The organism is Pseudomonas putida, assembly GCF_016406145.1.
Lineage (GTDB): Bacteria > Pseudomonadota > Gammaproteobacteria > Pseudomonadales > Pseudomonadaceae > Aquipseudomonas > Aquipseudomonas putida_E.
Map to the genome: position 1 here is coordinate 3,017,026 of NZ_CP066306.1, position 12,363 is coordinate 3,029,388.

The following is a 12,363-nucleotide window of genomic DNA, read 5'->3' on the forward strand; positions in this document are numbered from 1 at the left end:
TCAATACCTGCTCCTGCCCCGCCTCCACACTGCGGCTTTATCACTCGAGATAGCCCGCCCCATGGAGCAGTTTCTGATCGTCGCCCTCGCCCACTTCCTGGCCCTGCTTTCCCCGGGCCCGGACTTCTTCCTGGTCGCTCGTACCTCGATCAGCGCCGGTTGGCGCGTCGCCAGTGGCACCTGCCTGGGCATCGCTCTGGCCAATGGCCTGTTCATCAGCCTGGCCTTCGCGGGCCTGGCGGTACTGCAAGAAGGCAGTCCGGTGTTCATCGCCTTGCAGTTGGCCGGCGCGGTTTATCTGCTTTATATAGGCGCGCTGTTCCTGCGCCATGCCGGGCAGTCCGGCCTGGCTGCAGTGGGTACCCTAAGGGCAGTGAGCGGTTGGTGGCGAGGGCTGGGCATGGGCTTCGTATCTGGCGCTCTCAACCCCAAGAACGCACTGTTCTACGCCAGCCTCGCCAGCATGGTCGCCAACAGCGGTGCTGCCTGGAAGTGGGCCTATGGCGCCTGGATGTTCACCATCGTTCTGCTGTGGGATTTGCTTGTGGCATCGGCCATCGGCAACAAGCGCCTGCTACGGCGCTTTTCTCATGCACTGCCTTGGCTGGAGCGGGCTTCGGGAATGATGCTGATTGCACTGGCAGGTGCATTGCTTTTCAACCTGCTTCAGGGTTGAGCAGCACCAGGCTGGCCAAGTCGATCAGGCTGAAATGGCCACTTGCCCAACCACCGGTGTCCAGGTGCCAGACGTTACCCAACCGTTTGGCCTGGAGCACCGGTGTATGGCCCACCAGCAGGGCACGCACGCCTTCGACGGCACCGGTATCCCCTTCTTTGAGCCGCCGGCGCGACCATTGGCAGATTTCACGCACACCTGGGTCATCATCCTCCAGCAGACTGGCGCGCAGCTCGGCCCAATCTGCAAAGGGGCTGTCGGCATGCAGCACGCCAATCAACCCGGTCTCTGTCTGCACTTCCATAGCTATCGGCAGCTGCAGGAAGTGTTCGACGAAAACCGCCTGCTCATCTTTTGGCAGATCGAGAAACCAACCGCCGCCCGCTGCCCGATACATGTCCAGATCCAGCCGCCCACCGTACAGGCAGGTGATGGCCAACGACTCATGGTTGCCCTGCACGGCGTAAAACCAGGGCTTGGTCAGCCATGTCAGCGCCTCGATACTGTGCGGGCCGCGGTCGACCAGGTCACCCACACTGAACAGCCGATCCACCGCTGGGTCGAACCCCACCGCCTCCAGGCACTGCTCCAGGCGCCGAAAATGCCCGTGAATATCGCCAACAGCCAGGTCACGCCCGTGGCTGTTGGCGGCTACCCGCCGAAACCGGCTCATTGCATTGTTCCTCTGTTGCCGCACGTTGGGGAGCGGATGATGGGTACCGCTCTCGTGCATGACGTGCTCATGGCCCTATCAACCAACAGCATGGCACAAGGCACAGCACCTGCGCAGTTCGAACCGGTTTCGCCAATGTTTCGCCCCGCCTGCGGCCTCCTGCAATACCCTTCACTGGAACAGGTGATCATGAGGGTAGTATGCTCGGCCATTCGACCTGTACCAGGGAAGGGAATTACCCATGAAACTCTGTGCCGTACAGCTGGCATCAGTCAAAGGCGAACTACAAGTCAATCTCGACCGCCACCTGCGCTGCATAGAGCAGGCCGCAGACCTGGGCGCCGAACTGGTGGTGTTCCCCGAGCTATCGCTGACAGGTTACGAGCCAACGCTGGCACGACAGGTCGCCTTGCCGCTCACCTCTGCCCGGCTTGATCCTTTACAGCAAATCTGCGACCGCCTGGAAATCTGCGTAGCCGTGGGCTTGCCACTGCCTACCGCAGATGGCATTCAGATCGCAATGCCGATCCTGCGTCCCGGGCAGCCGCGACTGGCCTACGCCAAACAACGGCTGCACGAAGACGAGCTGGCGTTTTTCTCAGCCGGTGACCAGCCCTTGGTTTTCGCCGCAGGGCAACTGCAGATCGCGCCCGCCATCTGTTACGAGTCGATGTTCACCGCGCATGCAGCACAAGCCCGCGACAGTGGCGCAGAGCTGTACCTGGTGAGCGTGGCGAAGACGGCGAAGGGCATCCGGGAAGGCAATGAGCACTACCCGCAAGTCGCTCGCACTTTGGGTATCCCGGTATTGATGGCCAACTGTGTGGGCCCGGCTGACAACTTCGTGGGTGCCGGTGGCTCGGCGGCCTGGGACAGCCAGGGCAACCTGCTGGCGGCGCTGGATGGCCCACAGGAGGGCATCATCTTGCTGGATACCAAGAACTCCAGCGCCGTCGGCGTACCGCTGAGCATGCCGTCTGCATGAAGTATCTGCTTTTGATAGTGGCCAGTTTTGCCAGCACTTATCATTGGGTGGGACTGTTGATCAACAGCCAGCTGAATGAGCTGGCCGAGGGGTTGCGCCATCGCCCGGATGCGCCACCGCCATGGCAGTACCTGCGCGAGGTAAGGCCACAGGCCCGCCGGGCACATCGGCAGTACACGCTGATGGCGGGTTCGACGCTGGCAGTGGTGGCGTGCCTGGTGGTGTATTGGGCCAGTTGAGTTGTGAGGTTCAGTCGCGACCTTTCGCGGACCATCCCTGGCTAAAGGTCCAAAGCCTGGCTATGTTGCCCCTCCAGCGCCAAGAGATACTGCTTGGCCGTTAGTCCCCCGGCAAACCCGGTCAGGCTCCCGGATGCGCCAATCACCCGGTGACACGGGGCAATGATCGAGATCGGATTACGGCCGTTGGCCGCACCGACAGCGCGCACGGCGCTCGGGTTACCGATCTGCCGGGCGATATCGCTGTAGCTTCGGGTCTGGCCGAACGGAATGGTGAGCAACGCCGCCCACACCTGGCGCTGAAACGCGGTGCCGACAAAATCCAGTGCCAACTCGAACCGTTGGCGCTTGCCGGCAAAGTACTCTTCCAACTGGCGAGCGGCTTCGCGCAGTATTGGCTGCTGATCATCCCGATGCACCTCACCCAGGCGAACGCGGTTTTCCCGCTCCTCTTCCCACAGCACGGCGGCCAGGCGCTCGCCGCGGGCCACCAGGGTCAAGGTGCCGACCGGGGACTGCATCAGGGTGAAGGCGCTGGACATGCTTGTTTCTCGCTGCAGGGCTAGGTCCGGGCACTGTAGCGTCGGCCCCGGCACCGCGCATCCGCTTTCTTGCTCAGGCAATCACTCAGCTCGCGATGCGCCGCGCTTGGGCCAGGTCGATTTTGGGGATCAACGCCGCAGGTATGCGAGAAACCTCGGACAGGTTGTAAACCCGGAATCGCTCGCTGACAACCTGCTCGGCCATCAGCGTCAGCGACGGCAGTATGCGGCTCTCCCAGTGCTGGTCGAGCCCACAGGGGGAATGCTGCCCCTTACCGTTCTCGTAAAAGCGCCCCAATGACTGGTCGAGGTCAACACCCACCAGCAACACCTGCTCGAACCCCAGGTGGTAAGCCAGTTGCAGGGCGACATAAACCACTGTCCGGGCATCGAAGTAGCCGCTTGAGAGGTCTTTGCTGAAGGCGATCGACCGCGCCCGCTTGCTCCACCACGCCCTGCTGCAGACATGGGTTGCCCCGTGCCCCCGCAACCCGTCGAGCATGCCGGGGTTGTCGGCTTTATGCAGCGGATAACACTCGGTGCCGAGCGGGATATCAGCGCCCACGAACTGCTCTGGCCACAGTGCCAAGCGCTGGCTATCGCGCAAGGCCAAGGCAAACAACTCTGGCTGCTGTATGCGAAAGCTTTTATCGGTGCAGATGTAAAAGAACGGCTTCACAGCACACGCAGCGGTGAGGGAAACCGAACCGTTCATGGCAATCACAGGGAGATGTGAAAATTCAAGCAAGGGGAACTGTTTGGCAGAAGCGCCCGAAGCAAGAATCACCACCGGCCCTTTCTGGGTGTTTCGGCACGCCTCGAACCTTGAGAACGCGCCGGGCTCGGCATCGAGCTGTGACGGAGATATATTCATTGCGCCATCATCGTTTTGGAGTACCTAAAACACAATACCCCTCGGACACCGGACGACCATTTCACAAAGCCTCTACACCACCTGACCAATGTCTTGCCGTTCATTCCACGCAGGGATTCTCATTTATTCATGAGTCGCCTTGCCGGTTACCCCTGGCGGTACTAATACTTAATTCTCTGCCTGGGGAGGCACGAACAATGCAACCAAGATTCGTTATCGTTCCCGCAGTGCCTATCGAAAGGGAATCCTTCCGCATCGCTGGTCGCTACTACGCAGCTACCGTCTGCGGCGGCTACGACATCTACGACAATCAAGCAAAGGAGCGTCTCAAGCCCAGTTACTCCAGCAAAGAGGATGCGCAGGTGCAATGCCGTCAGATGAACCTGAAAGCCTAGAAGCCATCGGAGTGCCAGGGGCCAGGCATCGCCTCAATCCAGACACTCCCTGGCGGCCAACCGCAGCTTGTTGCCCGAGAGGAAACTGCCTTTGTAGAAAGTCGCCCGGCTGCCCTCGCCGGACTCCACCACTTCGAGGACTTCGTCGGAAGTCACTGCGCTGGGTGCGATCAGGCGGTAGCCGTGGGAGATGGATTTTTGCGTCGTGAGTGGCGCTAGCGCTTGCCACTTGGGCAATACACAAGCGGCATAGACTTCCGGCGATTTGCGGGTCAGCTTGCTGGCCGTTGGCTTTCCTGGGTTTGCACAACCGACCAGGCTGACGACCAGTGCGTAGCAGAAAAAGATGCGAAACTTAGGCATTTGCATTTGACTCAAGTGGACAGGATGCATTTTAACCATGGTTTTGCATGACAAAAAGCCCGCGCATCTGGGGCGCGGGCTTTTGTTCTCAGGTTTGCGGCGGGCTGGCTAGGCCTTCGAACACATGAGGGCTGCATCGAGCAGCCTCCCGTGGTCATACCAGGCATCGCGCTGATAGGCCATGAACTGCTGACGCGTGCCGTAGCTGCGCAACTCTACAAGGCCATTGGCTGTGTTGGGGTCAGTGCTGTCAACGAACAGACGCACCGAATCACCACTACCCACCTCATAAATAGTTGCACGCCCATGCATCTCTTCCTTGACGCACCCTAGATAATCCGGCGGGCTCTTCTCGGTGATACCAGAGGTATGATCATGCCCATCCCGAACATCGGGGTTCTGCGCACATCCCGTTATAAAAGTTGCAGCCAACGCTGACATCAGTATTGCGCTTGCGAGCGATCTAGAGTTCTTCACGCGACACACTCCGGCGCCCCCTTCAACAACCCTTTGAAAATAGCTAACGAGCAACGCCCTTTTTCTTTTTTTTGACCAGCCCCATATTAACCCTCAGTCATGACTGAGTAATATGCTTCTTCGCTATAGGGAATGTGGCAGCGCCCTACCCTATTTGCAGCTGACGGGAACACGCCGTGCCGCTTTGCCATTGGCACCGCTCAATCTTGCTCGGTCACCTCACAAACGCCATTTGCACGCCCCTTGCCCGTGTACGAAACCCCCACAGACTCATCCGGGTTGACCATGATGGAAACGGTAACTCCATCGCCCTTGGCTTCGTAGTACGCGTCACTGAATTTCTTCAGTTTTGCCTCCTTGGCATTTATGTAGACAGGGCCGCCCTCATCCGCGTGCACTTCGATTCCGCCCGGGCATGTGGCATTCACCAGTGGGATGCCTGCGTTGGCCATCCCTGCAACAGAAATCAGAACAACGCCCAGCACTAGCCGCTTCATTCAAACCTCCTGATCCGGTTACAACCTTACTTATATACAGCGATAGACGAAGGTCCTGGAACCGGACCATTGCCGGCCATAAATGCTTTCACATCGAGCGGTGAGCATCATGCTCTGCCCGCCTGGCTCTGCACATACTGCTCAGCCATCACCTTGCCTTCGAGGATGGCCTCCGTAGAGGACGAGAAGGCTCGACTCACTCGCAGCGTTCTCGAGACGCTGCCGGGCCGCCCGACTTCCACCAGCATTCCGGTCGGTGAGTCAGTGCACGACTCCCACAGAACGTAAATGGATGCCTGGTAACCAAGGTACGAATGCACATAAAGGTCATGATTGGTGGACTGAAGGTTCATCTGTTTCTCCAACGGGCGCCCTGATTGCACCTCTGCTGCAAATACGACTGGTGCGTTCACGCGTGCGTTCCGTTTCCTCGTCAGGTTACCTGCCCCAGTGAAGCCGGACCAGCACATAGAGTACATCTGTACTCCCGCGCTATCCTTACTATTTCAAGCAGGTTGCGGGCCTACCCGTTGCAGCCAGACCCTCGGTGGCAATTCGGCGTGCACGCCCCACGCCCCAAGCCAGCGCTCTGGTCATCGACTCACCTGGTCTTGAGTCGAAAGCCTCCTCATGAAGCGTGGTACCAGCGGCCGCATAGACGCCGATGAACATCTGCGTAGCGCCTGTTCGCGACAGCCTCACCTGAACATCGATAACCGTGCCGTTACAAAGGGCCTCATCGTGCTCCCGGTGATGCAGGGTAGGGTCCGCCCACTGCCAATAAGTTTCTCCGCGAATTCGCATGCCGCTACCTCCGACTGAAGTCTTTTTGGAATGGCCAAATACCACCATAGCGAAGCGGTGCAACCGCACAACCGGTATACACAAACCTGTGGGCTGAATCGGACCGCCGGTTAAATAACCGTTACAAAATCAAGGATTTGTACAACTTTAGGCTGGGCACGCCAGCTCAATGATCGCATTGTGCTGACCCCGGCCGGTGCTCGCGGATTCAGCCCCCAAAAGGCCCAACAGACGAGAGGCCTCAATACACATCTGCCCCCGGTGGAAGGAGAAACGAAAGAAGCAAAACTCCGATAGGCAGAGCAAGGTCGCCAAGGAGTTGTACGTTGAAAAGAGAGAAATTGGCACCGTCGAAAGCGACAACCAATTCCTGACTTGGAGACATGAAATGACTGACTTCACCCCAACCCCCAACGAAGTGGCAGGCAAAGTAGTGCTGGTGACCGGCGCGGCCAGCGGCATCGGTAAGGCGATCGCCGAGCTCCTTCACGCTCGCGGTGCGAAAGTCATCGCCGAGGACATCGACCCTGCGGTCAACGTGCTTGAGCGTCCTGGCCTGGTTCCCTTCGTCGCTGACATCACTGTGGACGGCTCTGCCGAGCAGGCAGTGGCCCTGGCGGTCGAGAAGTTCGGCAAGCTGGACGTCCTGGTCAATAACGCCGGTCGCATCCTGTACAAGCCCCTGGTCGAGATGACCCGCGAAGATTGGGAATGGCAGATGCAAACCAACGTGACGGGTGCGTTCCTCCACTCCCGAGAAGCAATGAAGGAGATGATGAAGAACAAGAGCGGCGCGATCGTGAACATTGCTTCCTATGCGTCCTACTTCGCCTTCCCCGGTATCGCGGCCTATACCGCGTCCAAGGGCGCGTTGGCGCAGTTGACGCGCACCCAGGCGCTGGAAGCGATCGAACATGGTATTCGGGTGAACGCTATTGGCGTGGGGGATGTGGTCACCAACCTTTTGAATCACTTCATGGAAGACGGTCGCGGCTTTTTGCAGGAGCACGGCAAATCCGCGCCTATCGGTCGGGCGGCAGCACCGCAAGAGATCGCTGAGATCGTGTCTTTCCTGGCCTCCGAGCGCGCCAGTTTCATTGTCGGTTCGGTCGTCATGGCCGATGGCGGTATGAGCGTCCCGGTAGGTTGATGCTCCGCCGTCAAACGCGTTGTGCTGCATTGCCAGCACAACGCGCGCTCCTGCTATCAACCCATTCAACTATTTACGGTATTGAGTGGGCGTAACACCAACCTCACGTTTGAACACCTGAGAAAAATGGCTTGGGCTGCTATACCCTACTTCCAACCCTACATCAATCACACTCCGCTCCGTTTCGACAAGGAGCTGCCGGGCTCTTGCCATCCTCAACCTGATAAAGAACTGTGATGGCGAGTAACCAGCGGCCTTTTTGAACAGCCGGCTGAAGTGATACTCACTCATCCCAGCTATTTCGGCCAATTGCCCGAGGTGGAATTCCTCAGCCAGATTGGCCTCCATTGCCGACAGTACGCGGCGTAATTTGTAAGCGGGCAACGCGTTGCGGCGCACGATATCGTCCGCCGTGCTGTCCAGGTAGCAGCGGGCAAGGTGAATGGCGATGCACTGGGCCAGCCCTTGAAGATAAAGAGGGCTAGCCCTTTGCCCCGTCAGCTCCAGCCGAACTTGTTCAAGTAGAACAGACAATCCATCGTCACGTCCGCCCGAAACTTCCCGTAGGCGAACCGCTTCTACAATGAGCCATTTCAGGGGATTGGTGTGACAGGGTGGGCTTCGAATTTCAAGCCTAAAGGCTTGGGCCCGTGAAGGTCCTCAACGTACCCGTACGGGGCACGTGAGGGAACCCGCTCTGGCGTCGGTCATGAAGGTAATGGTCGAAAAAAGCCGGAATGTCTCCATTCCGGCCTGCTATTCAACACTCGGGTTATAGAATCATCCCAGCGTGATACAAAACATTGTTGCGAGACTCTCCTCGCTGTCGTCAGAACACTCAGAATGGACTTGCGGTTGGACGCACGATCAATTCGCTGACGTCGACATCCGCAGGCTGCTCTACCGCATAGGCAATCGCTCGGGCAATGGCCGAAGCTGGAATCGCGATCTTGCGGAACTCGCGCATCTCTGCACGCCCGCCGTCATCGGAAATGCTTTCGGCCAGTTCGGATTCGGTAACGCCAGGTGCAATGACGGTGACCCGGATGTCACCCCCCACCTCTTGGCGCAGGCCCTCTGAAATTGCCCGTACGGCATATTTGGTGGCGCAGTACACCGCAGCGGTCGGGCTCACAGCATAGGCTCCAATGGAGGCAATATTGATAATCTGGCCGGCGTGCTGTTGTTGCATGAGCGGCAGCGTGGTGGCAATGCCGTGCAGCACGCCGCGAATGTTGACGTCAATCATTCGGTTCCACTCATCGACCTTGAGCGCTTCGAGCTTCGAGAGCGGCATGACTCCAGCGTTGTTGACGAGAACGTCGACGCGGCCATGCAATTCGACAGTGAAGTCAATGAAGGACTGCATGTCATCCAGGTTGGTGACATCCAGCCCCTTTACATCAGCGGTACCGCCTGCTGAGCGAATCTCCTTGGCCAGAGCTTCCAGGCGATCGGTGCGGCGGGCACCCAAAACCACGCGAGCGCCTTTGCTGGCGAGCAGGCGGGCTGTCGCTTCGCCGATACCACTGCTGGCGCCGGTAATTACGATGACTTTTTGTTGGATGCCGTGCATGTTCTCACTCCTGTTTCTGGCTTAAGAGGCCCCCGCCGATCGGCAGGTGGTGCAGCAAGAGTAAGCAGCCTGGGCTGGGCTGGGTTATGCAATTCCTGCGTTCAACATGCACGATCCTGCATGAGCGGCCTGCGGTGAACGGATAACCTTCATGGCCTCAACTGGAATGATGCACAGGAGCGCTTGGACGCGAAGCGATCTGCCAAACACCTAACGATGGCAGCGGTGAGCATTGGGTAGTTGGCCTATTAGCCTCTACCCAAACGGCTGCCGACCCACATATCCTCTTCAACAGGTTGAGCCTAACGGGAGGTAAAGGCGATGAGTGATCGAAACGAAGAGCTGACACGCCTTAGGGCCGAGCTAGCGTCAACCATGCAACGTATCGCTCCGACATACGGCGTATATCAGACGGCGATTGATAAGCTGCATTTCATACGCAGCGATACTCCAACCGATGTGATCCACACTGTGCATAAACCGGGGCTATGCATCATTGTTCAGGGTCGCAAGCAGGTGCAGTTGTGGGAAGAGAGCTATACCTACGACCCCCTGAACTACCTGGTCGTCTCTGTAACTCTGCCTCTGGCGGGTCAAGTGACCGAGGCATCTTCAGAACGACCCTATTTCTGCATCCGCTTGGATATCGACCCGGCAGAAATCGCTCAGCTGATAGCAGACGTAAGTCCTGTCGGCGTTCCAAGCCAACAGCCCCACCGCGGGCTCTACCTGGACAAGATCGATACCCCGTTGCTAGATGCGATGTTGCGACTGGTACGTCTGCTGGATGTGCCATCAGACATCCCTGCGCTGGCACCGCTAGCCCTGAGGGAAATTTTTTACCGGCTGCTAAAAGGCCAGCAGGGCCAGCGCTTACATGAGATAGCGATAACCGATAGCCAGACCCACCGCGTCACTCGAGCCATTGAATGGCTGAACAATAACTATGCGCAGCCGTTACACATCGATGAGCTCGCGAGCTACGTCAACTTGAGCAACTCCACGCTTCACCATCGATTCAAGGCGGTCACTGCAATGAGCCCTTTGCAGTATCAGAAACAACTTCGCCTGCAACACGCGCGCAGGTTGATGATCTCAGAGGGGCTTGATGTTTCCACGGCCGGGTTCAAGGTGGGTTATGAAAGCCCATCACAGTTCAGCAGAGAATACAGCCGTATGTTTGGGGCTCCACCAAGCCGAGACATCGCAAAACTCCGATCTCTGGGGTGAGGTGCGGCTTAAAGCCTTCCCAGGGAACAATCTTTATGAAAAACCTTGGGCTTGAATGACATTTTCACACAGCCTGAATCCGTAGCAGCACTGACTATGGCCTTGCCTGCGATTGTCCAAGCTTCTGATCATAGAGTTCGTGGCGGGGACGATCATGAAGCGATTCATCCTCTCAACATTTGACCGTCCACAGCTGATCGATCCGTGTCATTGTCGCCCAGCACCGCTGGCGTTTTACCGTTGACGGTGTGGGTGCCAGCCAGTTGGCATGACAGCGCGCTGCCCCCACTGCTGGTGGGGTCGCCCAGGCAGATGGGACGGTTCATGCCTTGGGTCGCCCGACACTTGGGAGGCCATACTTGAAGGGGTCTGCACCACGGTTCTGCTGGTTCTTCGCTTTGCGTGCCTCATCTGGCGGGCTGATCATTTGCACGGTGAGGCTGCCGTCGCTGCCAGCGTACACCACGGCACTGGCACCGCCGTCGTGGTAGCTGGCGATGGTGGCCAGGTTGATTTCCACCAGCGCGCTGCTGACGCCGGTATTGCCCAGGCGTCGACCGATGTCATAGCCCTCGTCGACATTGCCCACATCCAGGCCTTGGCCATCGGTATTGAGGCTGTGCAACGCGTTGGTCAGGGCGATTTCTGCTTCAGCGTTGTTAGTGGTGTCGTAGAACACGCGCACCGGTTTTTGCCCATCGGGTAGCGTGTCGAGGGCCTTGAGCCAACCTGCCTGCAAGGCCTTGGCCTGCAATGCGGGTTTGAGGCGCTTGCCGTGCTCATCCTGCATGGAAACCTTGATTGGACGGTGCAGGTAGCCCAGCACTGGCGCTGCGTCGAACTCCTTCAATTGGTGTTCGGCCCAACGCACGGGCAGCCAGGGGGACGGTTCGAAATGGCCTGGGCCACGGTTGTCGATGGTTTTCCACAAGGTGGGCAGTTGCGATTGCCAGTAGGCGCTGGACATGGTGGTCGGGCCTAGCAAGATTTTAACGCCTTTGGCATGCTCGGCGGCTTCATACCAGTCCATGAATGCCTTGCTCCGGTCCCAATAAAACGCCCACAATTTCCCGAAGTCAGTTTTTTTGTCCTGATTGTCCTCGGCGTCATGGCTGACGAAGGGGCGAATGTAGCGGTCCACTCGGTCTGAGCGCGTGACCAGCAGGCCAGTCGCGTTTTCGTAGATCGTCGGAACCACGTGGCCATTCTGCAATCCCGGTGTGCCGGGTTTGCGATAACCGTTTCGTGTCACGTCACCGTCTCGGCTCGCGATCAAAGCCTGTGGCACCTTCGGGTTATCGTCAAAAAACGTGAACAATCGCTCGATCATGCCTTGAGCATGGGTAGTGCTTTCATCGTCTTGCCACAGAAACTGGGTAACGCCCAAGGTTGCAGCATTACGGCCTGAATTGATTAGGCCCGATGCAGTGAAGTTGGCATCGTAGGGAGCAGGCGGGCCTAGCGCAAACACCGGGATTGGCCAGTACGCCACCGCTTCACCTGCCGAATTCTTGAATGCGATACGGAGTTTGATGTCTGCGGAGCTTTCTCTAACGTCTAAAGACGGGTCGTAGTTTTTCGCGTCCTGCGGGTAGATCGAAGCGAAGTTGTCGTTCTTCTTTTTTATGAACTGCCAGATTTTGGACTGGCCGTCTGTGTAAATTCCAAGTCCCACTCCCCGAATTTCCAGGGCGTAGGTCCGCGCTTGCGTGGCCTGCTGTTCAGCGTTTTTGGTCTCTATCTGGTTTCGATAATTGGCAAGCTCTGCCCTCTCACTTGCCAGGGCATTGCCCCACCAGTGAGTGCCAAAGATCACCAGCAGCGGGCCGACAATAGCGGCAATGCCCCAGGCCATGACGGGTTTCATGTCGCGAAGTACCAT

16 protein-coding genes and 2 pseudogenes are annotated in these 12,363 nt (G+C 58.1%); 6 read left to right on the forward strand and 12 right to left on the reverse strand.

Annotated elements, in window-relative coordinates:
- The first annotated feature begins 61 nt into the window (after nt 1-61).
- A complete protein-coding gene (locus JET17_RS13835) occupies nt 62-676 on the forward strand; it encodes a LysE family translocator (RefSeq protein ID WP_012314574.1) in 615 nt (204 codons plus the stop codon).
- On the opposite strand, the gene JET17_RS13840 is transcribed toward JET17_RS13835, so the two are convergent.
- Nucleotides 657-1,349, reverse strand: coding sequence for a metallophosphoesterase (locus JET17_RS13840; protein WP_012314575.1), 693 nt, complete (start codon nt 1,347-1,349; stop codon nt 657-659). The genes JET17_RS13835 and JET17_RS13840 overlap by 20 nt on opposite strands.
- Before the next feature lie 241 nt (nt 1,350-1,590).
- Between JET17_RS13840 and JET17_RS13845 the strand changes: the two genes are divergently transcribed.
- Complete coding sequence (locus JET17_RS13845; RefSeq protein WP_012314576.1) at nt 1,591-2,334, forward strand: carbon-nitrogen hydrolase family protein; 744 nt, start codon at nt 1,591-1,593, stop codon at nt 2,332-2,334.
- Nucleotides 2,331-2,573, forward strand: a complete 243-nt coding sequence (locus JET17_RS13850) for a hypothetical protein (protein WP_012314577.1) — start codon at nt 2,331-2,333, stop codon at nt 2,571-2,573. The genes JET17_RS13845 and JET17_RS13850 overlap by 4 nt, the downstream gene beginning before the upstream one ends.
- A gap of 41 nt (nt 2,574-2,614) precedes the next feature.
- Here the strand turns inward: JET17_RS13850 and JET17_RS13855 are convergent, their stop codons facing one another.
- Nucleotides 2,615-3,115: a methylated-DNA--[protein]-cysteine S-methyltransferase gene (locus JET17_RS13855; RefSeq protein WP_012314578.1), complete on the reverse strand. Its 501-nt coding sequence runs from the start codon at nt 3,113-3,115 to the stop codon at nt 2,615-2,617.
- A gap of 85 nt (nt 3,116-3,200) precedes the next feature.
- Nucleotides 3,201-3,989, reverse strand: coding sequence for an LPS biosynthesis protein (locus tag JET17_RS13860; RefSeq protein WP_012314579.1), 789 nt, complete (start codon nt 3,987-3,989; stop codon nt 3,201-3,203).
- A 197-nt stretch (nt 3,990-4,186) separates the two neighbouring features.
- On the opposite strand from JET17_RS13860, the gene JET17_RS13865 reads away from it, so the two are divergent.
- Nucleotides 4,187-4,384, forward strand: a complete 198-nt coding sequence (locus tag JET17_RS13865) for a hypothetical protein (protein ID WP_012314580.1) — start codon at nt 4,187-4,189, stop codon at nt 4,382-4,384.
- Between the two features lie 33 nt (nt 4,385-4,417).
- Here JET17_RS13865 and JET17_RS13870 read toward each other — a convergent pair whose 3' ends face one another.
- The 5 genes from JET17_RS13870 to JET17_RS27290 form a co-directional block, all read right to left on the reverse strand.
- A complete protein-coding gene (locus JET17_RS13870; protein ID WP_420094501.1) occupies nt 4,418-4,747 on the reverse strand; it encodes a hypothetical protein in 330 nt (109 codons plus the stop codon).
- A 108-nt stretch (nt 4,748-4,855) separates the two neighbouring features.
- Nucleotides 4,856-5,224, reverse strand: coding sequence for a hypothetical protein (locus tag JET17_RS13875; RefSeq protein WP_150105128.1), 369 nt, complete (start codon nt 5,222-5,224; stop codon nt 4,856-4,858).
- A gap of 200 nt (nt 5,225-5,424) precedes the next feature.
- On the reverse strand, nt 5,425-5,721 hold the full coding sequence (locus JET17_RS13880) for a hypothetical protein (protein ID WP_012314583.1): 297 nt from the start codon (nt 5,719-5,721) through the stop codon (nt 5,425-5,427).
- Nucleotides 5,722-5,828: 107 nt separating this feature from the next.
- On the reverse strand, nt 5,829-6,074 hold the full coding sequence (locus JET17_RS13885) for a hypothetical protein (protein WP_039601658.1): 246 nt from the start codon (nt 6,072-6,074) through the stop codon (nt 5,829-5,831).
- Between the two features lie 148 nt (nt 6,075-6,222).
- Nucleotides 6,223-6,525 (reverse strand): hypothetical protein, encoded by a 303-nt coding sequence (locus tag JET17_RS27290; RefSeq protein WP_012314584.1) that lies wholly within the window; start codon nt 6,523-6,525, stop codon nt 6,223-6,225.
- Nucleotides 6,526-6,913: 388 nt separating this feature from the next.
- On the opposite strand from JET17_RS27290, the gene JET17_RS13890 reads away from it, so the two are divergent.
- The gene (locus JET17_RS13890) at nt 6,914-7,675 is read left to right on the forward strand and encodes an SDR family NAD(P)-dependent oxidoreductase (RefSeq protein WP_012314585.1); all 762 of its coding nucleotides are present in this window, start codon (nt 6,914-6,916) and stop codon (nt 7,673-7,675) included.
- Nucleotides 7,676-7,744: 69 nt separating this feature from the next.
- On the opposite strand, the pseudogene JET17_RS13895 reads toward JET17_RS13890, so the two are convergent.
- Nucleotides 7,745-8,257: pseudogene (locus JET17_RS13895) on the reverse strand (helix-turn-helix domain-containing protein); the annotation flags it as partial.
- Nucleotides 8,258-8,513: 256 nt separating this feature from the next.
- A complete protein-coding gene (locus JET17_RS13900; protein ID WP_012314587.1) occupies nt 8,514-9,251 on the reverse strand; it encodes an SDR family oxidoreductase in 738 nt (245 codons plus the stop codon).
- Between the two features lie 321 nt (nt 9,252-9,572).
- Between JET17_RS13900 and JET17_RS13905 the strand changes: the two genes are divergently transcribed.
- Nucleotides 9,573-10,481 (forward strand): AraC family transcriptional regulator, encoded by a 909-nt coding sequence (locus JET17_RS13905; RefSeq protein ID WP_012314588.1) that lies wholly within the window; start codon nt 9,573-9,575, stop codon nt 10,479-10,481.
- 203 nt (nt 10,482-10,684) lie between these two features.
- Here JET17_RS13905 and JET17_RS27295 read toward each other — a convergent pair.
- Nucleotides 10,685-10,807, reverse strand: a pseudogene (locus JET17_RS27295) (PAAR domain-containing protein); the annotation flags it as partial.
- Nucleotides 10,804-12,363 (reverse strand): type VI lipase adapter Tla3 domain-containing protein, encoded by a 1,560-nt coding sequence (locus JET17_RS13910; RefSeq protein ID WP_012314590.1) that lies wholly within the window; start codon nt 12,361-12,363, stop codon nt 10,804-10,806. The gene JET17_RS13910 and the pseudogene JET17_RS27295, both read right to left, overlap by 4 nt.

Bases quoted from the DNA above. Each gene is read 5' to 3' on its own strand.
- JET17_RS13835 (WP_012314574.1), top strand. From the start codon at position 62: ATGGAGCAGTTTCTGATCGTCGCCCTCGCCCACTTCCTGGCCCTGCTT.
- JET17_RS13840 (WP_012314575.1), bottom strand. From the start codon at position 1,349: ATGAGCCGGTTTCGGCGGGTAGCCGCCAACAGCCACGGGCGTGACCTG.
- JET17_RS13845 (WP_012314576.1), top strand. From the start codon at position 1,591: ATGAAACTCTGTGCCGTACAGCTGGCATCAGTCAAAGGCGAACTACAA.
- JET17_RS13850 (WP_012314577.1), top strand. From the start codon at position 2,331: ATGAAGTATCTGCTTTTGATAGTGGCCAGTTTTGCCAGCACTTATCAT.
- JET17_RS13855 (WP_012314578.1), bottom strand. From the start codon at position 3,115: ATGTCCAGCGCCTTCACCCTGATGCAGTCCCCGGTCGGCACCTTGACC.
- JET17_RS13860 (WP_012314579.1), bottom strand. From the start codon at position 3,989: ATGAATATATCTCCGTCACAGCTCGATGCCGAGCCCGGCGCGTTCTCA.
- JET17_RS13865 (WP_012314580.1), top strand. From the start codon at position 4,187: ATGCAACCAAGATTCGTTATCGTTCCCGCAGTGCCTATCGAAAGGGAA.
- JET17_RS13870 (WP_420094501.1), bottom strand. From the start codon at position 4,747: ATGCCTAAGTTTCGCATCTTTTTCTGCTACGCACTGGTCGTCAGCCTG.
- JET17_RS13880 (WP_012314583.1), bottom strand. From the start codon at position 5,721: ATGAAGCGGCTAGTGCTGGGCGTTGTTCTGATTTCTGTTGCAGGGATG.
- JET17_RS13885 (WP_039601658.1), bottom strand. From the start codon at position 6,074: ATGAACCTTCAGTCCACCAATCATGACCTTTATGTGCATTCGTACCTT.
- JET17_RS27290 (WP_012314584.1), bottom strand. From the start codon at position 6,525: ATGCGAATTCGCGGAGAAACTTATTGGCAGTGGGCGGACCCTACCCTG.
- JET17_RS13890 (WP_012314585.1), top strand. From the start codon at position 6,914: ATGACTGACTTCACCCCAACCCCCAACGAAGTGGCAGGCAAAGTAGTG.
- JET17_RS13900 (WP_012314587.1), bottom strand. From the start codon at position 9,251: ATGCACGGCATCCAACAAAAAGTCATCGTAATTACCGGCGCCAGCAGT.
- JET17_RS13905 (WP_012314588.1), top strand. From the start codon at position 9,573: ATGAGTGATCGAAACGAAGAGCTGACACGCCTTAGGGCCGAGCTAGCG.
- JET17_RS13910 (WP_012314590.1), bottom strand. From the start codon at position 12,363: ATGGTACTTCGCGACATGAAACCCGTCATGGCCTGGGGCATTGCCGCT.